Consider the following 21,199-nt stretch of genomic DNA (forward strand, 5'->3'; position numbering starts at 1 on the left):
GAATGGGATGTACTTCATCTTATGTTGTTCTTTCCTTATCACAGCGATAATCATACATATAATAGAAACACCATACAGGCTCAAACTACTAATTAGTAATATATCACTAAACTTAATTATTTCAATTGCAGCACATAAAAGTAATGGAGCCATAACTCCAACTATGGCTGACGTAAAACTAAACATATTTTTCTTCATTTCAATTTCCATCCTCAATTCATTTGATAATGGTGGTGGCAGCCACACATCTTGAACTAGAGCACAAGTTAGCTTAATAAAATTATCTCTGTTAATCACTCTTTTTTTCAATAATAGATTTATTTAATCCTACTTGTCTTATTCAACTAACCTGCCCCGTTAGTTCCATAAGAAAAAGCTGCCTTAAAGGCAGCTCCGATCTTCAGCTATCGCACCCGTTAATTTAAGTACATTTCTTCACAAACTTGTTCTGTATGAAAAAGTTCAAAAATTTCTATTGCTGATATGCCACTTGAATACATGGAAATCCGAAAAAATCATTGCATATGCAAAAATGAAATTAGGAAAGAATTTAAACGACTAAACAATCTTGTTGAAAATTATCAACACCAATTGCTCGAACTTTACCTTCTCGATAAAATTCTTCCATAGCCCGCCAAGCACCATAGTAATCATTATATGGTTGGTGAATCACATATAAATCAATATAATCTAGTCCTAAACGTCCAATGAATTTTGAAAACCTCTTTTTGCCCCTGCATAATTAGTATCTGTTATCACTAACTTAGTAGTAATGAATAACTCTTCATGTGGCACACTACTTCTTTTAATCGCCCTTCCCACGGTTTCTCTTTTTTTAGACAACAATAAATAGGCAGCCCAATTTTTTTGTCCATATAGGACACTAACCCCTCTTTGTACATAGCCTGAAAGGGTAAACAAAAAGGGAGGATCTCTTGAATGTATAACTATAATTACGCTTTTAACCCTTATAATGTGCCTTATTATATAGACGGAGAACGAATACCGGGCCCTGGCGGTGGTCAATGGGATGGACATGGCGGTGGTCAATGGGACGGACATGGCGGTGGTCAATGGGACGGACATGGCGGTGGTCAATGGGACGGACACGGTGGTGGTCATGGTGGCGGACATGGGGATGGACACGGTGGTGGTCATGGCGGTGGTCAATGGGACGGACACGGTGGTGGTCATGGCGGTGGTCATGGTGGCGGACATTGGGAACACGGGCAATGGGTTCCCCGCTGTAGGAGAGTATGGGTTCATGGATTTGGTTGGACTTGGATTTGTAGGTGGTGAAAAAAAGACAGCATATTGCTGTCTCTTTTTTTTCGCTTTTTCTTCGTATTGTACATTTCTTAAACCAACTCTAATTACCAGTAAATTTACATTTATTGAAGTGTTAAAATTATTATGAGGTGTTTTGAAATGTTTATATCACAAATGTTATTACAGAAATCTAATCATCCTTTCGATGATGATTCATATATAACGGTTATAGATATAAAATTAGTTGGTCGAAATTAATTTGTGCTTGTGCCTTGCAGGTTATTTTATATTTCGCCCATATCATCGTGGTCAAAATTATTATTTTTCTATCTGCAGACACACATTTCAAAGACATATATGTTCGCTATGAAATCCATTTGAGTTATTTCAGACGTTAAGTGAAAATAAAGTTTTTTCATTACTTATTAAGACCTAAATTGTAAAAAGTCATAAAAAATAAAGGGCGATACATATTAGACATAACTAATATGTATCGCCCTTTTACACAATATTCAACAATCGCGCCCTTTAATAGAATAACTAAAATATGGCCTCAGTCCTAAAATCACTTAATTCCTATTTCACTAACGGACCCGTTAGTTTAAGTACAATATATCACAATCTCTTCAGTAAAATATGCAAATAGAATATCTTCATAATAAAATTAGTCACCGTTAGACATTTTAAAATGCCTCTTTATTACATTGTATTTTGCATCTATTAACTATTCGTTTGATTCTGGAATATTGTTATAGCGTTTTTATTAATTATGACAAAAGATATCTTTGTTGTTTGGAAATCATCTCCCTATCGAATCCAGCTCATTTTGTTTAGTATCATTGGAGTGATACGCTTACAATATACCTTTTTAGGTGCAATTGAAGAGAGTAATTCAGTTGTTGCTACGTTATTCCAAATTTATACTTAACTTGTTTGGAATTGCTTCATAGTCCGAAATTAAACAGGCTACGTAGACTCTATGTCTCTATTAAATGATTATTACACCAGAACCAAAGTAAGCGTTATCAAAAAGGTCATAATTAAAAACACGATCAAAGTAGTGACTAAAGAGAACGATTACAATTTTAGTTTTATCTACACCGTAGTGTTCCTTTTTGATAATAAGGTAGACCTTTATGAATAATGTTAAATTTACTAGCTGACTTCTTTATCTGTTAATATTAAGTGTTTATTTTTTTTATAGTCAAATTGTTTCTCCCATTTGGTCATTACTACTACAGCTAGTGCATTTCCTACTACATTTACAGTAGCACGCCCCATATTTAATAGAAAATCAACCCCTGCGATAAATGCAAAGCCTTCAAGTGGTAGACCAGCAGCTCCTAAAGTGGCTAAAAGTACAACAAAAGATGCGCCAGCAATCCCAGCAATCCCTTTAGATGTCACCATAAGAAGTAAAACTAAAGTAATTTGTTCAGTTAAAGGCATATCAATTCCATAAAGTTGAGCAATAAATATTGCAGCAATTGCTTGGTATAAAGTAGAGCCGTCTAGATTGAAAGAATATCCTATTGGGACAACAAAAGAAACAATTGATTTCGGACATCCGAATCTCTCCATTTTTTCCATTAGTTTTGGAAGCACAGTTTCAGAACTAGCTGTAGAGAACACAAGGATTAATTCGTCCTTAAGAAATTTTAGCATCTTAATAAAATCAATTTTAAATAGCTTTGCTACTAAACCCAAACAAACTATAACAAAGAAGAACATGGCTCCATAAGTAACAAGAATCAATTTCCCCAAGGGGATAAGTGAACTGATACCAAATTTAGAAACAGTTACACCTATTAATCCAAAAACTCCAAATGGGGCTACTTTCATGACAAGACCCACTACATGAAACATTGCATGTGAAACACTTGTAAAGAAATGTAATACTGGTTCTCCTTTTTCACCGATAGCTGCGACTCCTAATCCAAATAATAAAGAAAAGAAGATAATAGATAATAACTGTCCGTTTGCCATAGCATCAAAAATATTGGTAGGAACTATATTAATTATAAAGTCTAAATTTCCACCTTGTTCAATTGTCTTTTCTGCTTCTACATAGCTTGAAATATCGCCTTTTGTAAGTTCGCTTAAATTGATGCCCGTCCCAGGCTGAAAGATGTTTGCAAAAAGGATTCCGAAAACTATGGCCAAAGTGGTAATGATTTCAAAGTAGAGTATGGTTTTAAAACCAAGGCTTCCAAGCTTTTTCGCATCACCAAATCCAGCTACCCCAACAATAATACTAGAAATAACAATGGGAACAACAACCATTTTAATTAAGTGTAGAAAGATATCACCTAAAGGTTTTAAATACGTTTCAACTCCAGGATTTTTATAGAAAACAGCACCTACAATAATACCCGAAAGAAGACCAGTTAAGATCTGGAGTGGCAATCCGAGTTTTTTCATTTTATTTTTTCCTCCCATTCCTACTCACTCGTATAGGGAACACTGAAACGACTGAACGAGAAATACAGATCCCGCCCAAACTCCTGCACTGATTTTTTTATGAAAATTTGCTATCCGCCCTTTCTTACCACAATATAAATAGGGGGGGTATGCCCCTATTTATATTCCATCCCCGTTAATCCTCTATTTGCTTAGCCGAACCAATCTTCTTCATAACTACTTTTCCATGGTAATTAAACACCTTTTCATCATTTATCTAGTGAGTTGGTAAGCTCCGCTAGCTTTCTTCTTAAATTTAACCGGACCGGAATCTGTTAATTCCGTCCCTAATATGTTGAGTTTTCAATTAAATGATTTCTCGAACGCATCGTGTAGAACGTCATGAATCTCTTAATGCAATCAACAACTCAGTCTCAATAGTTGCATTTCCAGGTAACGACTGGACTCCAATCGCACTTCTTGTATGCTGTCCTTTTTCACCAAAAACATCAATCAAGAGACTTGAGGCAGCATCAAGGATTTTTGGCATGTCCGGAAAGCTACCGACACAATTTACATAACCTACCAATTTAATGATCTGATCTACCTGATCTAGATTCTCAAGATGATTTCGTACAATACTAAGATGATTTAAAGTACATAATTGAGCTGCTTGTTGGGCATCCTCAATCGTTACTTGTTCTCCCAATTTTCCAGTCAGCATAAGTTGACCATTCATCTTACAAGTAACTCCACTCATATACAATAAATTCCCATATTTTTTTGCAAGGACATAATTACCTGCACTTTTCACCTGTTGAGGAAGGGTAAAACCTAACTCTTCTAATCTTTGCTCTATCTGACCTTTAGCCAAATTCATCTTCCCACCTCATTCAATACTTTTTCGCGCTTTTCCCTTATAGGGTTAGCGTCAGGATTTTGACAATTTACAACGTTAAGGTGAAACTCTTGTATCAATATTGTCTAATCTATTGATTTAGAATCAATTTCGTAAAATAAGGCTAGTCAGTGTTCCATCTGATGTCCCCAAATTTTTATCGTTATTAAGTCAGTAACAAAAATAGGCATTAATTTTGAACGGTCTTGTCGATCATTATCGTTTTATCTGATTCTATTACTGCTTGACCCATAATTTGAGTTTTTATTATTTCACTACCTTGTACGAAACTTTCCGCATAAATCACACTTGGCTTTTTCATTGAAAAACCTTGATTGATTTGCACTTTATGCCAACCAGATTCTTTTTCTTTGAAAACATGGTGCTCGACTAAATAAGATCCTAGTGCACAGGCAGCTACACCCGTTGCAGAATCTTCATTGTACCCGGCTCGCTTAGGAAATTGTCTTGCAGAAACTATTGGACTTTCTTCCCGGTGTTCAATGGAAAAAGGATAAAAACCAGTCGTTTCATATTGGTCACAAATTTCCCAAAGATATTCAAAATCAGGATTTAGACTGTTCAATACTTCCGAATCTTTTAGAGGTACCATAAGCTTAGCTCTGGATGTTGAGACTGACTGGACTGGTCCAACAGTAATATCTATATCGGAAACATTAATACCCAACGCTTTTGCCACTTGAGAAATGCTCGGATTATCCTGGGAAAACCGAGGAGGAAACTGCTCAACTATAATATTAAGAAGATTATCGGAAGACGTTTCAGAATTGGCAGAGATAATTCCCAGTGGTGTTTCTATTTGGACTGTAGTCTTGTTAAGAAACCCCTTCTGAATTAAAACAGTTGTACAACCTACTGTTGCATGAACACACATCTCCATTTCATGGTTTGGTACAAAATAACGTAATCGCACATCAGAACCATCGTTTTGAGGGCTACATACAAACACAGTTTCCTGCATGAACTGGGCTGCAATTGTGCACATTTCCTGCGAAGTGAGCTGGTCTGCATTAAATACAACCGGGCATGGATTTCCTCCGTAGGGAGAAGCAGAAAATACTCTTGTGTGAGTGACGGGTAAAATGATTTTTTTCATATTCATCTTGTTAATCCTCCTCTTTGGAATACTCAAATACATTTTTACTATACGTTCTTTTTGGTATTAAGTATAATGAACATAAAAGATACCAGATATCGATTTTACCAATACCAAAACACCAACAGGAGGTACTTTCTTTGGATATTCAGGATTTGAGAATTTTCCGTACCGTTGCTCATCAGGGAAGTATATCTAAAGCTGCATCTTTATTGAGCTATGTACAATCTAGCGTAACTACCCGGATTCAGCATCTGGAAAAAGAACTTCATACACCATTGCTTCACCGTCACAATAGAGGTATTTCTCTAACTTCAGCAGGACGAACTTTGCTTTCGTACGCCGATAAAATTCTTCCTTTATTTGACGAAGCTCAAAGGGCTTTCGAATATACTTCAACCCCTAGTGGTTCTTTAATAATTGGTGCAATTGAATCCACCGCAACCGTTCGACTTCCTCTCCTTTTTTCTACTTATCATGAGGAATACCCAGATGTAGACATAACCTTAGTAACAGACACAAGCGAAGAACTAATGCGAGCTTTGTTAAAATGCGAAATTGATTGCGCTTTTGTAGCCGGTAATGTAGATCATCCGGAAATTGTTCAAGAAACAGTTTTTCATGAACAACTTGTTTTTGTCACCCATCCACTTCACCCCCCGATAAAAGAGTTGAAGGATTTGTATGATTCGAAGTTGTATTTGTATCGGCCAGGCTGTTATTATCGATTAAAGTTTGAGTCCTGGTTACAAGATGAAGGAATTATTCCTACAAAAATTAATGAACTTGGAAACTTAGATATTATACTGAATTGTGTAAGAGCAGGGTTAGGTATTGCTTTAATGGTCAAAACCTATGCTGAACCATATGAGGCAAATGGATTGGTTCGTTGTCACCCTATTCCGAAAAAAGACGCTACTGTAACTACTTCATTCATCTATAGAAGAGATAACATTATGGAACCCATGCTAAAATTACTTGAGGATACAATAAAACATGAAGGTATAGAAAGTCAGCATTAATTTATTATATGAACTGAGGAAAAGCATAGCAGAATTTTGAGAAACACAAAGAATAAATCATGAAATTGAAACAGAGAAAGTCTCTTCACTACTTGAAAATCTATTGGTTAATTAGCAACCTGTTGGCCTGATGACAGGGTAGCTGTTTCTGGCTTGAGCCATCTTCTTTGGAAAACATGGAGAACTAAGAACGTGCTCTACAGGAACAATTGCAACGTGCGAGTGCTTTGAACATTTTGATTAATGCAATTAGTGTATGGAATACCGTTTATCTAAGCAAAGCTACCGAATTACTACAGAGTAATGGAATGTTACGAGTGGATTTATTAAAACATATATCACCATTAGGATGGGAACAAATCAACTTCCTTGGAGAATATCGCTTTGATCAAAAAGAAGTTACCGACTAAGAAACATTGAGGTCTTTAAATCAAGAATAGTTCTAAAGCCGATTACATCCTTAACATGGTGAAAATCGGCTTTTTTTGTATCCAGATCCCCTTAACGTTGAAAATCCGCGTTTTGCTGGCGGTACCCCTTATAGAACTATCCTGCCCCGTTAGTTCCATAAGAAAAAGCTGCCTTAGAGACAGCTCCGATCTTCAGCTAACGCACCCGTTAGTTCTATAAGCCTTTTTCTTTTCTTCCGGTCTGTCACTTAATTCGTTAAATTCTGAACTACCTCAAGTATTGATGATTTTTTTGCTAACTTACCAAAACTATGATCTTATCCCATTTTTCTAGTTTCCACGGTACTGTAAAAAAGCCCCGAAGTGGCTCCCTGGGGGCTTTTGTTTATATCCCAATCTTATGTATAACAAACGCAACAAAAAAGGCCTGGTAATCCCAGGACTCCTTCATATCCCATTTGATCCGTATTCCTGATGAATCCACGTTTGATACGATCCCTTTATTTACTCAACTACCTTTTGGATTTATCTTTTATAGTTTTTGCTATGGCTAAAAAAATGATGAATCCAAAAATACCCACGAAACCTAATATATTAATTATAGTAGACAATTTAATTCTTCCTTTCAATTCCCTTTGTTTACAAGTGCAGCTAAAAGGTCAATAAGATCTCCAAAGTATGTATATACCTGGTAAGCGATAACCCAAAGGCTTACTGCACAAACAACTAAAGCACCAACCTTAATTTGCTCGAGTAATTCGGGATCAATATCTAATTTCTTCAGTTTCTTCAACAAAACCATCTCCCTGTTTCCTATATTTATACATATTAACAAAAATTAGGAATAAATTCGTTAAAAAAGAGATTGGGGCCAGCCTTATACTTCGGCCAACCGTTCAACCTCAATCGTTTATGCGAATAAATCTACTTCTTCTGTTCCTTCTTGTTTTTCTTCAACTATCCTGCCCCGATAGTTGCATAAGAAAGGGCTGCCTTAAAGACAGCTCTGATCTTCAGCTAACGCACCCGTTAGTTCTATAAGAAGAATTAGAGATACAAAAAATATGAACTAATAACAAACAGAGCAAAAGTAATAGCTATTTTAATCCTTGTTATTTTATTGCTTATCCCTGCTTTTTTTCTAAGTAATATATGTAACTAATAGTTAAAGTAAAACCCAAGTATGTAAATATGTATCCTTCAAAATCAAAATCAGAAACGATTACTTGATACCTCAAAGCTCCTAATCCTACAAGGACTATACCTACCGTTCCAAAAAACATATATAAATACAAAATCTTATTTTCTTTAAACAATTTTTCTCTTTCCCCCTATTAAGTTCTGTACAATTTCTTATTTAATCATATCATTTAACACCTTTTCATTTGTGCGAAAACTGGAAGTTCCTTGTTGAACTAAACTGCCCCGTTAGTTCCATAAGAAAAAGCTGCCTTAAAGACAGCTCCGATCTTCAGCTAACGCACCCGTTTTGATTAAGGAACTTTATTTCATTTCAGGCTTAATTCTTTGTTCAAATTCCTCTTTGGTAATTTCCCAAACTTCATATTCTTCTCCAAATTTTTCTCTAACGTCCATAGACATTAAATCGGAAATTACGTTGTAGTCATCATTTATATCTTCGCTGAGAATTCCTTTTACTGTGTTCCACTTAATAAAATTATCATCATAAGGGCTAATAATGTAAAAATACCGGGTTTCAAACTTTGTTATCATTGTTTCCTCCAGGATGAATTTTGGTTTCAAATCTAAATTCCAGTTTACAATACAAGTTATGTCCTCCTAAACTATCCTGCCCCTTTAGTTCCATAAGAAAAAGCTGCCTTAAAGACAGCTCTGATTTTAAGATAACACACCTGTTGGTTCAATAAGAAAAGCGTCGTAGCTACTTTCTTAAGTAGAAAAAAACTGTCCAATTTTGGGACGGTTCTAAAATGAAATTAGAAATATAACTTTATGTTTCCTAAGTGAACTATAAAAATTTATTTATTTTTGAGAATTGAATTAATAAGGTTGATGTTTTCATTTTTGATTCCTTTATGGATTGAGAACCAAGAAGAAACAAACAATCGCTGCAGCAATCCTCGATACCCGTACAAGTAGCGATTCTTTCTTTCTTTTCATCCGTCCCTACCAAAGGATTCACATGGCGTTGAGTAGAGTGACAGTAAGCTATCCATCGTTTTACTATGTAGAGTTCTTCGCCCATCCTGCCATTCTTTCTCTCTTAATTTCGTCTTTAACTTAGTAACAGATTAACAGTCATTCCATACCCAGTTCTTTATTAAGTTAAACGCATTAAAAGCGACAGCCTTCGCACCCCCCAAAAGAAGGGGAAAGGTTTGTTTTAACAACTTTATTACTTTCCTCTTGATCGCCTTGTTCGTTAAACGAATGCAAGGCGATATACTGTGACCATAAGCCATACCCAAAATAAAAAAGCATGGACTTCCAGTCTTCCGAATCAGGAAAACCTACATTTGGATAAAACATAAGACGAAAACCTATCAACACTCCATTTAAAAATGAAAGTGTGGAAGCTACTATAAAAATCCCTTTGACTATTCTCTTACTCATTCCAATACCACCTTTTAATGCTAGGGGACAGCCATATGAAACAGGTCACCCCCAAAACGAAAAATGTTATAAGAAGTCAGTGTGCATAAAATTTAAAATTGAAGCGATATGGCGGTACCCGCATTAAGTAAAAGTCAATCGCCCCATAATCGTCACCAGCACCACGTTATTTTACGAAGAAGAACCACCACTTTTAGAAGAACTAGAAGAATTGGCTGATACTGCAACCGCACCACTTGAACTTGACCCACTAGAACTACTTGAAGAACCAGTAGAACTACTTCCTGAATCAACATTAGAAGAACTGGAACCATTGGTTGCTGTTGAATCCTCACCTGTACTACTTGAAATTGACTCAGATGAAACATCAGAACTACCTGAACCTATATTATGAGAGTTCGTTTTCTGTTTATCCTCCGACTTATATAGTAACCAACATACTAAAACAATAAATCCTATTCCAATTAAGAGTAATACTGCAAAACCGAATCCCGTATTTAAGAATTTCTGATAAAAAGCTGTATCATACATTTCATCACCCTTTTTAGTTTGTGTAAAACATGCATTAAAAATAGATGTAAAAATGTGTAAATTATTTATGGAGATTCATCGTGTATTTAAACCTTACTTGCTTGGGTTTTACGTTAAAATGTTGGATACTCCCTTAACATATGTTTTCCAAAAGTTTTGCTGGTAGGATCCCTTAAAGGGCTATGTAGCTTTGAAACAAAGTTTGGTCAAATTAATACAAGAAACCCTGATAAATGAATAAATAAAAGGGCATGTTTTGAAAAAAATTAATCAAAAATGCCCTTTTAATATATATTTGGATTAACCTTTTATAAAAAATATTGATCATTTTTGTGTTCCTTAATGATCTAACGCACCCGTTAGTTCATTAAGAAAAGCGAAAAAGCGAAATTTCTTTAAGAATCGCGCCCTTTAGTTGAAGAAGTTACATGACATTCTCTATTTCTTTTTTCTTAAATATGCCTACCAGTAGCATAATAAGTCCTATGATGAAACCGATTGGGAACAAGTACCACATAACCAAAGTTGCCCAAGGATCCTCAACAATAAATGCGTATGATAAACCAATCGCAAAAGATAAGAATGGTGAAATTGCCAACATAAGAGCGATGCCCCAAACAATACATTTCCCTTTTTTTCGACTTGCCTTTGCTAAGTTGATAAGCTACAAGTACTCCTATAAATGCAATTCCATACCCTACGGCAAATGCCATCTTTTGTTACTCCCCTTCCTAAATTTCACAGCTGATTTAGATTGATGTATACCTCCCTTATTTTAACATAAATTTCCAAGCGTCTTTAAGAAGTATCTTTAACAAACTGGCCCAATTGTTGAATAAAGATCAACAGCACTCTTCAACTAACCTGCCCCGATGGTTGTATAAGAAAAAGCTGCCTTAAGACAGCTCTAATCTTCAGCTAACGCACCCGTTAGTTTAAGTGTTATACTTCACAAATTATTAAAAAATATTTAATTCTAGAAATTCATCAGTTTCCATAAAACCAAACTTCTTATACACAGGTCTACCCATTTTTGAAGCCCCAAGCCATATTTGTGAAATACCTGAAATCTTAACTTCATCAACTAATTTAGTTAACAGCTTTGTTGCGATTCCTTGCCCACGATAATTTTCATTAGTATACATATTTGTGATATAAGCCTTTTTTCCAGTCTTATTGGTGTAACAAGGTGGAAATTCATAAAAAATTACTGCACCACAAGCTATAATTTCTTCATTATCTTCCACTAGCCATTGAATTAAAGTACCATCACTTAGTTTATTTTTAAAGAAAACATATAGTTCTCTATCAATATCTATATTAGGTTCTATCCCCTCATCAACTAATTGCTTTTTTCTTAACTCGACCAATTTATCAATATCATCGATATTTGCTTTACGATATTTCAACTTCTCACAACTCCTTTATAAAATTACAACTGACCAGCCCCATAGCATACCTTTTATATGTTGATCCAAAGAAAGTAACTGAATTATTGGTTTAAATCCATATGTTATTTTCAGCAGTTAGTTTTAAATTAGTTTCACCAGTGTTGACTACACCTTTAGGCTCTACCAGCATTATATGGCATTCCTTTTCAGCATAAGGCTTATGCTCCACACCTTTTGGTATCACATACATTTCTCCTTTGGAAAGTTTAACCTCTCCATCGCGGAATGCGATGGACATCTCACCGTCTATCACGATGAATGCCTCATCGGTGTCTTTATGATCGTGCCATACAAAATCCCCCAGAATCTTAACTAACTTAAACTGATAGTCATTCATTTCACCAATGACTTTGGGCGACCAGTGTTCACTGAATTTGGACAGTTTCTTGCTTAGATTAATAGCATTATAATTGATATAAATCCCCCCAGAACTATTCTTACCTTTATTTTACAACTTCGATAGATTAATTACTATTTTGATTAAGATCTCAAAATTTCTGCTGTCTTCCAAAAAAATGGCCCAATTGTTGAGCAAGATCAAACAGCACTCTTGAACTAAACTGCCCCTTTAGTTCCATAAGAAAAAGGCTGCCGCAGCACCCCCTGTTAATGAACTAAAGCACCCGTTAGTTCTATAAGAAAAGCGAAACTTCTTCAAGAATCGCTCCCTTTAATTAGCATTACAGCTGCAATCGATTTTATAGATTGAGCTTTATACAAACCCCATTTATTCACAGAGACTGACATGATTGATAAAACTGGAATTTTGATAAATTTATTTTAATAATGATAATATCATCGCTACAGAATTATCTACAAATGAACGCTCTGGACGGGATTTCATCAACACGGTAAGTCCGATTAATGAAACGACTAGTGTTTGTGCTAAAACTTTAGCATTAAGGCTGCTTTCGAGCTCACCTGAGCGAATACCTCGGACAATCGTTTCTTGAAATATGATCGAAAGATACATCTGATGCTCCCTTGTAAGGATTTCAAATTTTTCATCGTGAGGGGCAAGTTCCACCATTGTATTAATGCAAAAACATCCCTTGTTCGGACTTTCTTTATATTCCTCTTCCACCAAATCTTCAAAAAATGTGTGAAATGCTTCCTTTACAGATAGATTGTTTTGAAGTTTTGTTCGAATATGGGAAGCATGTATCTTTGTATATTTGCGTAATGCAGCCTCAAACAATTTCTCTTTGTCTCCAAAAGCTGAGTATAAGCTTGGTCGTTGTATCCCCATTTTGGCAGTCAAATCGCTTAGCGAAGTAGCCTTGTACCCCTTCTCCCAAAAAAGCAACATAGCACTATCCAACGCTTTTTCCTCATCAAATTCACGTTGTCGAACCATAATAAATCCCTCATTTCAAAAAACAAAATTTCTTCACTAGATTATTAATCTTGTTCTTGATTCTTTTTTATTTGCTCAATGATTCCGAATCTGTCCACTTGAATCCAGTATTCCACTATTTTTCGATCCTCTAATAGGTATACGGCACTACCTATTTCAATAACCTCTTTATTTGTAGGCAGATAACCCTCATACTCTCCAATATGCATTCCTGTCTGCTTCCATCTGACATGAACTTTTTGATTTTGAGAAATTAATTCTTGAATTTCAATTTTAAATTTCCCCCATGAATCTATCATTTCTCTTATATGATCAGCATAATTCTCAGGTGACCTTTTAATTGTCACCATGCTTTCTGAATTCACTTGATGTGCTCTTACCTCTTTCGCCATAAAAAACTTAGCTTGTTCGGGATTGCAACCTGATCTGACAACTTCAAAGAAGCTTTTTATAATTTGTTCGTTTGTCTGTAGGAATTTTGGAGATGGTGAATCGCCCCCAGATAATTCAGTTAATTCGTTATTCCCCGGTATTTGATTCATGGATAATTAATCCTCCTTTTAATACCAATCGGTATATTATGATTTTATTTAATTAAAGTTCTATTGTCAAATTGTGATGATTCTTTCAAGGACAGCATTCAAATAACTGCATAACTAACTTGACATCAAAACGTTTTGTTGGTTATCCTTATAAGGAATTATTTCATACCGAACGATATATTATACTGTTAAGTACAAAAGGGGATGTAAGTAATGGTAAAGGTGAAGGTTAAAGAAAAAACAACAATAAAAGTTGAAGATCATGATACGAAAACGGTTCAGTTACAAATAGTATCCGGATCAACCATGACTCGCTATATGGCACTATTGTTTGCAACAGCCTGTGGGATGGCTGTCGCCAACATATACTATGCACAACCGTTGCTAGACTCTCTGGCGACCGAGTTCGGTATCGCCCATTCATCCATCGGCATTGTCATTACCATTACTCAGCTTTGTTACGCGCTAGGACTGCTACTGCTGGTACCACTCGGTGATCTACTGAATCGTCGTCGGCTAATCATCGGTCAGATGCTTTTATCCGTGTTGTCTCTGATTGTGGTTGGCATTGCCCCCATCATCACAGTGCTTTTCACGGGGTTAGCTGCGGTCGGACTGCTTGCTGTGGTGACTCAGGTGCTCGTAGCGTTCGCGTCGACTTTGGCTGCCCCAGCCGAGCGTGGACGTATAGTCGGCTTGGTGCAAAGTGGAGTCGTGATTGGCATTCTGCTCGCACGAACATTCGCTGGTGTACTAACCGATCTCGCCGGTTGGCGTTCGGTCTATCTAGTTTCTGCAGCCATGATGCTCATCATGACTGGCGTGTTATTCCGAGTCCTCCCGCGTGATGAAAGCGAAAGAGAGTCACTATCCTATCCGCAGCTCCTTCGTTCGGTGCTCACATTGTTCATGCAAGAACGAATCCTACGCATCCGCGGAGTATTGGCTCTGCTGATTTTTACCTCGTTTAGTACATTGTGGACTTCGTTGGTGCTTCCTCTCAGTGCTCCACCATACTCTCTTTCACATACCGCTATTGGAGCGTTTGGTCTTGCTGGAGTTGCCGGAGCATTAGCTGCTGCTCGTGCTGGGGGTCTGGCTGATCGAGGTTTAGGGCAGCGAACAACCTGCATAGCCCTAGTTTTATTGCTAGCATCATGGTTCCTAATCAGCTATACCGAACACTCACTAATCGCATTAGTTATTGGTGTTATCTTTCTTGACCTCGCTGTGCAAGCAGTACATGTCACCAATCAGAGTATGATTTTCACAGTGCGTCCTGAAGCGAGAAGCCGACTTACTGCTGCTTACATGATTTTTTATTCCATCGGCAGTGCCATGGGTTCAATTGTTTCAACCAATATATACGCAAACTATGGATGGATCGGAGTATGTCTATTTGGTGCCTCTGTCAGCGCTTTGGCCCTTTTGTATTGGGTAATAACCTACCGTCTAACGGAGGAGATTAGAGAGAAATAATACCGATTTTTATGTTGGTTTGAAATTTTTCAAGACCTAAAATCATACAAAGTTACAAAAAGGGATGATACATATTAGTCATGTATAATATGTATCACCCCTTTTACTTCTTGTTCAACAAACGCACGCTTATATACAGAGTTTTTTCAAAGCAGTGCAGCTTTATTTCAAATATACACTTATTCGATTTAATGGCCCAATTGTTGAACAAAGATCAAACAGCGCTCTTAAACTAAACTGCCCCGTTAGTTTAAGTACAAATCTTCACAATTTAACAAGTTCAGGATTTAGAGGACCATTCATCACTTTTTTACTTTTATTTCCTCGGGTATAGTGGTCCAGAACTTTGGGTCTTCTAAGCCGAGCCGCCAAATCCCGATTCCCCGCAAGTTATATTTTTTTACTAGGTTTAACTTAAACCGCAGACTATCGCTATTCTCAAACCAAACTTGGTGGCTATGATGATTATGATCAACGTAACTGAAATGAGGTGTTTGCGAACGGGATTCCCATATAACTTTAGCTTTATATTTTGTTCTCTGATCCATTAACTGTGCGTAGGAGCTATACAAGGCTTTATCTGCTGTCGTATCCCAGTCCCATCCATACCCAGCGATACCGAGTAAAATTTTTGATGGTGGTACGCCATGTTTCAAAGCATAACGAATCGTTGCTTCTGTCCAATTGACTGATGCTGTTGACCCGGGTTTTGTTCTTGGGTTGTGTTCATCGTATGTCATAATCATTAACCCATCTGAATATAGACCAAGCTTTTCGTAATCAAACCACCGTGACCAGGGATTAGCACGGGAATCACCTGTGTTTGCAGGGACTGAAACCGTAACTACTTTTCCATCACGATGCACAGCATCAGACAATTTTTTTATCAGCAGACTAAAGGAATCTCGGTCAGTCAAATACAAATTTTCCATGTCAATATTAATACCGTCATATTCTAACTGATTCATTTCATTGCGTAAGTTCTGAATGAAAACATTGCGGTTCTTATCGTTTTCGAGTACATTACTCGCTACCTGCTTGCCCTTCTCCACGGTTTCATAGAAGAGGTTATGTACAACCATATATACCTTCAGGTGTTTTTTATGAGCACTCTGAATAACCTTTATCTTATGATCTTCTGTAACGGAAACTATAAGACTGCCTGGACGTTTATCATCAAGCTTATACCAAAAGGGTGCAATGATGCTTAAACTGGTGAATTGCGAGTTAACTGTAGGTTGAGACCCTGGATACGTTCCTTCCTGTTCTGTGTAGAAACCTAAAACTTCACGAGGAGTTTTATTCTTATTGTATTCCTCTTTTCGTTGTAATTGACTACAGGATGACATTATTAATAACGCCATGCTTAAAGAAATGATGGTGAATAACCGATAACAATTTTTCGCCATAATACACCTTCTTCTAATTTGTATATACCTTAAGTTGATAAGAAAATTTGTAACTTATTCACGAATTAACTTTCCCCCATATAAAAGGTCTCAGGAAAAAGACTTCCACAAGTTAATAAGTAGTTCGGTTTTAAAGTACAAAAACGCATTTAGAGAGCAAAATCGAAACAGATTTAGCAACCGAATTATCAATGTAAATAACATTACAATTGGCATAAAAAAACACTCAGAGTGAAAGATCTCTGAGTGTTTTGTTTATAATGTCCTATTCCATTAAATACCCCCTTTAGCTGAAGAGGACTACCAGCCAATAAATTGCCTCAATTGCTGATTAAACTTGTCACGTTCTTCCCAGAAAGGACCATGACCACTGTAATGAAACGGAACAAGCTGTGAATTTCTTATTTGTTGGTTTAATTCCTGAGCTTGTGCAAATGGAATAACTTTGTCGTGAAGGCAGATAAGCAAATCCAAGGTTATTCTCCACAAACATTAAAGACCTATAACGTCCAATTTAACTTGTTGGTGAATAGTTTTGGAAATATATCCATTCAAGAACTTTCAACTAATTCTCTTAAAGTTTATCTCGGTAAAGCAGCTGAAAAGCTTAAGCAGGTTGGTCAACAGCAGCAATCCCCCAGTTTACATAATATAAATATAGCTTAGAGTAAGCAAAGGACCATGATCCTAATAGAAATATTCCCTGTAGGCGTAGGATAGGACAGCAAAACACAAATTTACAAAGTTAAAACTTTTTAAAAATAAAAAGAGCCAAAAGGCTCTCTTAAATCATCGAATGGAGTTTAAACTCTAATGCTCCCCTCAATTTTATACCTAATTCAGGATACTCATTTTAACCGGTCCATACATTAACCCAACCCTCATTTTGTTCAAACAGTTTGCTTATTAGTGTATCATCATTTTCTTTCAAACCTTTTTTTAAACTTCATAGATTTATGCCCTCATTATCTACTATTTCAGTATAATCTTAATATCAGTTTCTTGATCATCCTCTACTTTTATATCTGTTGTAAATTTGCGCATGACCAAAATCCATACAAAATCCTCGAAATCATCAGGGGTAAGAATATCTATTCATCGATATTTACAACTACGTAAGACTAAAACTGTAACGCCTTAATGTTTGTACTTTGGTGTGTGCGTGGGAGGCTATTCGCCAGAAATTCTTCTCCCTATTAGTCTTGTTTAATTGATTTGTATGAAAGCCTTTCCACAAAATGATGTGCAATGATGGATCTAGGAGAAGTATCTCCAGTTTGTAACTTTTGTATTATGCTTTTAGCGGCCTGATATCCCAAATCGAAAATATTAATGTCTATAGAAGAAAAGGCAGGTAATGATAGTTAAGAGAAAAGAGCATGGTTGAAGCTGACAATCGATATTTCCTCAGGAGTCCGTACTCCGAAGAGATTGTACAATGCTAAATACCATAAGACATCACTGACGACTAAAGCAGTTGGTGGGTCACCCTAGTAATGACAATAATTTCTAATTTAGTTCTTCTTTTTTCGCCTGGATCATTTCTTTGATTTTCTCTCTAAATTTCTCATTCGTGAAAATATCCTGTGTGGTTGTTAAGTGTCGCTTGGCATGTCTCGAGAAGTTAGTCGCTGCCAACCACTGACCACAATATGGACATGGAAGCTGTGCGTGTACTTGCCATTGTGTCGTTACGAATCTATTTGTATTTGAATTACTTCTTTTTGCAACCTTTTTGACTACCTCTGTATTCAAATCGACTACATCATCATTCATTTTGTATTCGTCCGTGATTGCTAGTTCTCCAGATACCCTTTCACTCCCTTCTATTCCATTTTTTACCAGTAAACCCAGCCGCTTCACTGATAGATAAATTCAGTTCGTCACAGTAACCTTTGAAATCACCGTACAAGCTTTCTGGAATGCGTGCGGTTAATACCTCGGTCTTTTCTCTTCTTCTCCGATTACGTGCGAATTGTTCCAAGTATGTCATGCAATTCCCTCCTAAATCATCTTATTGACTTATTCTGTATTCATCACCATACTTCCTTCAACTCATCCTGTATACAATTCATATCATAATCAAATCACTTTGAAACATTTATTTTGGATCACCTTGTATACTTGCATATTAGAACGAAATATATATTCTATCGAGGTTATTTCTAAAATAATTTAAAAGCAAACTTCACTAGAGCAAGAAGATAAAGCCTATTTACTGTGACCGACACGAATACCAACCTTCGGCTCTCTGCTTATTCTTGTTAAGCTAACGGGCAGTTTTGTTGAACAAGTTGTAAATTTAACATTTTAAAGTAAGAGCATTTCTTTGTAATGAGAAGTGCTTTTTATTTTTGTCAAAATTAAAAGGATATTTCAATAACAATAATAATATAAATAAAAACAATATAAATTTATTGTTAAACGATAAATTATATGCTAAAATCATGTTGTCACTAAATAAGTGAGGTGTTTTAAATGAATGTTAAACGAGGTTCAACCACTTTCTTAAAGGTAATTATTTTTCTGGCTGGAATTGCAGTGCTTGCTTTGTGTATCTGGTTGCCTGAGATAGCCGTTAAAGATGCAAGGGTACATCCAGATACGGCTTACTTCCTAATCCCCTTTTTAGTATGTGCATACGGATTCTGTATTGCGTTTTCTGTTGCGTTGTATCAAGCATATAAACTATTAACCTACATCGAAAAGAACAATGCTTTCTCTGAATTATCCCTTAAATCTTTGAAGATTATAAAGAAATGTGCTTTTACAGTCATTTTCCTCATTTTGTTAGGAATAGTAAGCTTAAGGGTGCTTGCTAAAGTTACAGGTAGTGATGATGCAGCGGGTCCTACATCATTATGTCTAATGGGGATTTTAGCAACAAGTATCATCGCAGCCATTGTGGACGCACTTCAAAAGCCATTAAAAAATGTCCCAGATATAAAGTCAAAAAATGAATGATTAATGGATATGTAAGACTTTGGATTGTTAGCCAGGTGATTTTTGGAGTACAAAAGCGACGAAGACACTCAATAAAAACAGACACAACTAACTTATTTAACTACGGGGACGATAGCTCAATTATCCGTCTTTTCACCAAGGCGGTTTTCTTATGAAATCCATTTGGGGGGATAAAACATGCAAGACTTAATGGGGAAAGTGGTTTTAATTACTGGTGCAAGTTCTGGTATTGGTCGTGCGACAGCTGAATTACTTGCATCTAAAGGAGCAAGAATCGTCGTTAATTTCCGTTCAAATGAGAAAAGTGCTTTAGAAGTTATAAAAAATATTCATGAAAATGGTGGACAAGCAATATCAATTCAGGCTGATGTTACAAATAAAGAACAAGTAAATGCAATGGTTAAAAAAGCCGTAGATTACTTTGGATCAATTGATGTGTTAGTAAATAATGCTGCTGGTGGCATTCGACAGAGCACATTTCTAGATGCAAGTGAAGAATTGTGGGAAGAAACATACAAGCTAAACATTACGAGTGTCCTTTTGTGTTCACAAGCTGTCTTAAAGTATATGATCCCTAGAAAAAAAGGGAGAATTATTAATATCTCTTCAACAGCTGCAAGAATTGGTGGTGCCGGCGAAAGTATTCATTACGCGGCGACGAAAGGTGCTTTAAATACGATGACGATTGGCATGTCCAGGGAACTAATCGAACACGGAATCATTGTAAATGGAGTGGCTCCTGGCGTAGTGGAAACTCCTTTCCATGAAAAATTCGCACCAAATGATGACCGTCTTGCCCGTATGTCTGAAGCGATTCCAATTAAACGAATAGCAAAACCAATTGAGATAGCAGAAAGTATAGCTTTCCTTTCATCCGATGCTTCAAACTACATATTAGGAGAGATAATAAATGTTAGTGGTGGAAGATAATTCCCTGCTAACGAAGAAACATTTAACCTGTGATAAAAAATTCTTTTTTTCTCATACGGGATACTGTAATATCGATAAGGGCACCCCTAAAATTGAGAGAGGTGCATAATATGTATGGAGTAATAAATTATGAGGTATTTTTATTAACTGGAATTTTAATAAATTTAATTCCAGGTGCAGACACAATGTATATAGTCGGGAGAAGTATTTCTCAAGGCAGAAAAGCAGGTGTTTATTCTGTTTTAGGTATTATTACTGGATCTTTGACTCACACGTTGTTCGTTGCGTTTGGTTTATCAATCATACTTGTAAAATCCATTCTCTTATTTAATATCATCAAAATTGTTGGTGTAATTTATTTAGTGTATTTAGGGATTAGAATGTTGTTTGATAAAACAAATTTAGCTTTTCAGGATGCCGCTACCAACCAGCTAAACATAAGGAAAATATACATACAAGGGCTTTTGACAAGTCTTACAAATCCAAAAGTTTCTTTGTTTTTTATTGCGTTTCTTCCGCAATTTATCGATACAAAGGCTTCAGGACCAGTCCCATTTATCATTCTAGGACTGACCTTTACGATCACTGGCCTGTTATGGTGTCTATTTATTGCTTATTTTTCTTCCTACGTTACAAAAAAACTAAGAGGAAACCAAAAGATAGGAACTATTTTAAACAAAATTACAGGAATGATATTTATCGTAATGGGGATAAAGCTGCTGCAAACAAAAGCTCCTCATTAAACTAGAATAAATCAACAATGCCCCCCTTCATATATTCAATTTGGTTGAAGTCATTTCATATATGATGTGAAGCCCTTCAGAT

General features: G+C 36.2%; 23 protein-coding genes and 3 pseudogenes. 8 read left to right on the plus strand and 18 right to left on the minus strand.

All coding sequences use genetic code 11. The features are described from left to right. Positions 1 to 556: 556 nt before the first annotated feature. Positions 557 to 828: pseudogene (locus ACQKMH_RS23695) on the minus strand (aldo/keto reductase); the annotation flags it as partial. 111 nt (positions 829 to 939) lie between these two features. On the opposite strand from ACQKMH_RS23695, the gene ACQKMH_RS23700 reads away from it, so the two are divergent. Next, entirely contained in the window at positions 940 to 1,299 is a 360-nt protein-coding gene (locus ACQKMH_RS23700) for a hypothetical protein (protein WP_427589806.1), read from the plus strand. Between the two features lie 1,125 nt (positions 1,300 to 2,424). On the opposite strand, the gene ACQKMH_RS23705 is transcribed toward ACQKMH_RS23700, so the two are convergent. The 3 genes from ACQKMH_RS23705 to ACQKMH_RS23715 all read right to left on the minus strand — a co-directional run bounded on the left by ACQKMH_RS23705 (position 2,425) and on the right by ACQKMH_RS23715 (position 5,690). Next, complete coding sequence (locus ACQKMH_RS23705) at positions 2,425 to 3,690, minus strand: cation:dicarboxylate symporter family transporter (protein ID WP_427589807.1); 1,266 nt, start codon at positions 3,688 to 3,690, stop codon at positions 2,425 to 2,427. 379 nt (positions 3,691 to 4,069) lie between these two features. After that, positions 4,070 to 4,543 carry a RidA family protein gene (locus tag ACQKMH_RS23710; RefSeq protein WP_427589808.1) on the minus strand — a complete coding sequence of 158 codons (474 nt, stop codon included), beginning with the start codon at positions 4,541 to 4,543 and terminating at the stop codon, positions 4,070 to 4,072. Positions 4,544 to 4,757: 214 nt separating this feature from the next. After that, entirely contained in the window at positions 4,758 to 5,690 is a 933-nt protein-coding gene (locus tag ACQKMH_RS23715; RefSeq protein ID WP_427589809.1) for a PhzF family phenazine biosynthesis protein, read from the minus strand. Between the two features lie 134 nt (positions 5,691 to 5,824). On the opposite strand from ACQKMH_RS23715, the gene ACQKMH_RS23720 reads away from it, so the two are divergent. Together ACQKMH_RS23720 and ACQKMH_RS23725 are read left to right on the plus strand one after the other, a co-directional pair. Continuing rightward, complete coding sequence (locus ACQKMH_RS23720) at positions 5,825 to 6,706, plus strand: LysR family transcriptional regulator (RefSeq protein ID WP_185150971.1); 882 nt, start codon at positions 5,825 to 5,827, stop codon at positions 6,704 to 6,706. A 157-nt stretch (positions 6,707 to 6,863) separates the two neighbouring features. Further along, positions 6,864 to 7,116, plus strand: a pseudogene (locus tag ACQKMH_RS23725) (Tn3 family transposase); the annotation flags it as partial. A 625-nt stretch (positions 7,117 to 7,741) separates the two neighbouring features. On the opposite strand, the gene ACQKMH_RS23730 reads toward ACQKMH_RS23725, so the two are convergent. The 10 genes from ACQKMH_RS23730 to ACQKMH_RS23775 all read right to left on the minus strand — a co-directional run bounded on the left by ACQKMH_RS23730 (position 7,742) and on the right by ACQKMH_RS23775 (position 13,592). After that, positions 7,742 to 7,909 (minus strand): hypothetical protein, encoded by a 168-nt coding sequence (locus tag ACQKMH_RS23730; protein WP_284469609.1) that lies wholly within the window; start codon positions 7,907 to 7,909, stop codon positions 7,742 to 7,744. Between the two features lie 331 nt (positions 7,910 to 8,240). Next, positions 8,241 to 8,432 (minus strand): hypothetical protein, encoded by a 192-nt coding sequence (locus tag ACQKMH_RS23735; RefSeq protein ID WP_427589810.1) that lies wholly within the window; start codon positions 8,430 to 8,432, stop codon positions 8,241 to 8,243. Positions 8,433 to 8,619: 187 nt separating this feature from the next. Beyond that, positions 8,620 to 8,850, minus strand: a complete 231-nt coding sequence (locus tag ACQKMH_RS23740; protein ID WP_427589811.1) for a hypothetical protein — start codon at positions 8,848 to 8,850, stop codon at positions 8,620 to 8,622. Between the two features lie 582 nt (positions 8,851 to 9,432). Further along, positions 9,433 to 9,711, minus strand: a complete 279-nt coding sequence (locus ACQKMH_RS23745) for a hypothetical protein (RefSeq protein WP_427589812.1) — start codon at positions 9,709 to 9,711, stop codon at positions 9,433 to 9,435. A 171-nt stretch (positions 9,712 to 9,882) separates the two neighbouring features. Then, the gene (locus ACQKMH_RS23750) at positions 9,883 to 10,242 is read right to left on the minus strand and encodes a hypothetical protein (RefSeq protein ID WP_427589813.1); all 360 of its coding nucleotides are present in this window, start codon (positions 10,240 to 10,242) and stop codon (positions 9,883 to 9,885) included. 424 nt (positions 10,243 to 10,666) lie between these two features. After that, a complete protein-coding gene (locus ACQKMH_RS23755; RefSeq protein WP_427589814.1) occupies positions 10,667 to 10,843 on the minus strand; it encodes a hypothetical protein in 177 nt (58 codons plus the stop codon). A 358-nt stretch (positions 10,844 to 11,201) separates the two neighbouring features. Next, positions 11,202 to 11,651 carry a GNAT family N-acetyltransferase gene (locus tag ACQKMH_RS23760; protein ID WP_201183769.1) on the minus strand — a complete coding sequence of 150 codons (450 nt, stop codon included), beginning with the start codon at positions 11,649 to 11,651 and terminating at the stop codon, positions 11,202 to 11,204. Between the two features lie 91 nt (positions 11,652 to 11,742). After that, complete coding sequence (locus tag ACQKMH_RS23765; protein ID WP_377387456.1) at positions 11,743 to 12,108, minus strand: cupin domain-containing protein; 366 nt, start codon at positions 12,106 to 12,108, stop codon at positions 11,743 to 11,745. Between the two features lie 360 nt (positions 12,109 to 12,468). Next, entirely contained in the window at positions 12,469 to 13,050 is a 582-nt protein-coding gene (locus tag ACQKMH_RS23770; protein ID WP_427589815.1) for a TetR/AcrR family transcriptional regulator, read from the minus strand. 44 nt (positions 13,051 to 13,094) lie between these two features. After that, entirely contained in the window at positions 13,095 to 13,592 is a 498-nt protein-coding gene (locus ACQKMH_RS23775; RefSeq protein ID WP_427589816.1) for an ester cyclase, read from the minus strand. Between the two features lie 306 nt (positions 13,593 to 13,898). Between ACQKMH_RS23775 and ACQKMH_RS23780 the strand changes: the two genes are divergently transcribed. Further along, positions 13,899 to 15,071 (plus strand): MFS transporter, encoded by a 1,173-nt coding sequence (locus ACQKMH_RS23780; protein ID WP_427589960.1) that lies wholly within the window; start codon positions 13,899 to 13,901, stop codon positions 15,069 to 15,071. Between the two features lie 302 nt (positions 15,072 to 15,373). On the opposite strand, the gene ACQKMH_RS23785 is transcribed toward ACQKMH_RS23780, so the two are convergent. Both ACQKMH_RS23785 and ACQKMH_RS23790 read right to left on the minus strand, forming a co-directional pair. Then, positions 15,374 to 16,480: a glycosyl hydrolase family 18 protein gene (locus ACQKMH_RS23785; RefSeq protein ID WP_427589817.1), complete on the minus strand. Its 1,107-nt coding sequence runs from the start codon at positions 16,478 to 16,480 to the stop codon at positions 15,374 to 15,376. A gap of 300 nt (positions 16,481 to 16,780) precedes the next feature. Next, positions 16,781 to 16,936: pseudogene (locus ACQKMH_RS23790) on the minus strand (alpha/beta fold hydrolase); the annotation flags it as partial. Here ACQKMH_RS23790 and ACQKMH_RS23795 point away from each other — a divergent pair. After that, a complete protein-coding gene (locus tag ACQKMH_RS23795) occupies positions 16,931 to 17,146 on the plus strand; it encodes a hypothetical protein (RefSeq protein ID WP_427589969.1) in 216 nt (71 codons plus the stop codon). The pseudogene ACQKMH_RS23790 and the gene ACQKMH_RS23795 sit on opposite strands and share 6 nt — an antisense overlap. A gap of 843 nt (positions 17,147 to 17,989) precedes the next feature. On the opposite strand, the gene ACQKMH_RS23800 is transcribed toward ACQKMH_RS23795, so the two are convergent. Both ACQKMH_RS23800 and ACQKMH_RS23805 read right to left on the minus strand, forming a co-directional pair. After that, positions 17,990 to 18,256: a hypothetical protein gene (locus tag ACQKMH_RS23800; protein ID WP_427589818.1), complete on the minus strand. Its 267-nt coding sequence runs from the start codon at positions 18,254 to 18,256 to the stop codon at positions 17,990 to 17,992. A 40-nt stretch (positions 18,257 to 18,296) separates the two neighbouring features. Next, positions 18,297 to 18,473, minus strand: a complete 177-nt coding sequence (locus ACQKMH_RS23805; RefSeq protein WP_427589819.1) for a hypothetical protein — start codon at positions 18,471 to 18,473, stop codon at positions 18,297 to 18,299. A gap of 485 nt (positions 18,474 to 18,958) precedes the next feature. On the opposite strand from ACQKMH_RS23805, the gene ACQKMH_RS23810 reads away from it, so the two are divergent. The 3 genes from ACQKMH_RS23810 (at position 18,959) to ACQKMH_RS23820 (ending at position 21,117) form a co-directional block, all read left to right on the plus strand. Continuing rightward, positions 18,959 to 19,444, plus strand: coding sequence for a DUF2975 domain-containing protein (locus ACQKMH_RS23810; protein ID WP_427589820.1), 486 nt, complete (start codon positions 18,959 to 18,961; stop codon positions 19,442 to 19,444). 177 nt (positions 19,445 to 19,621) lie between these two features. After that, a complete protein-coding gene (locus tag ACQKMH_RS23815; protein ID WP_427589821.1) occupies positions 19,622 to 20,374 on the plus strand; it encodes an SDR family NAD(P)-dependent oxidoreductase in 753 nt (250 codons plus the stop codon). 110 nt (positions 20,375 to 20,484) lie between these two features. Beyond that, positions 20,485 to 21,117: a LysE family translocator gene (locus tag ACQKMH_RS23820; protein WP_427589822.1), complete on the plus strand. Its 633-nt coding sequence runs from the start codon at positions 20,485 to 20,487 to the stop codon at positions 21,115 to 21,117. Positions 21,118 to 21,199 lie beyond the last annotated feature (82 nt).

The sequence above is a fragment of the Peribacillus sp. NPDC097895 genome, assembly GCF_050277555.1.
GTDB lineage: Bacteria > Bacillota > Bacilli > Bacillales > DSM-1321 > Peribacillus.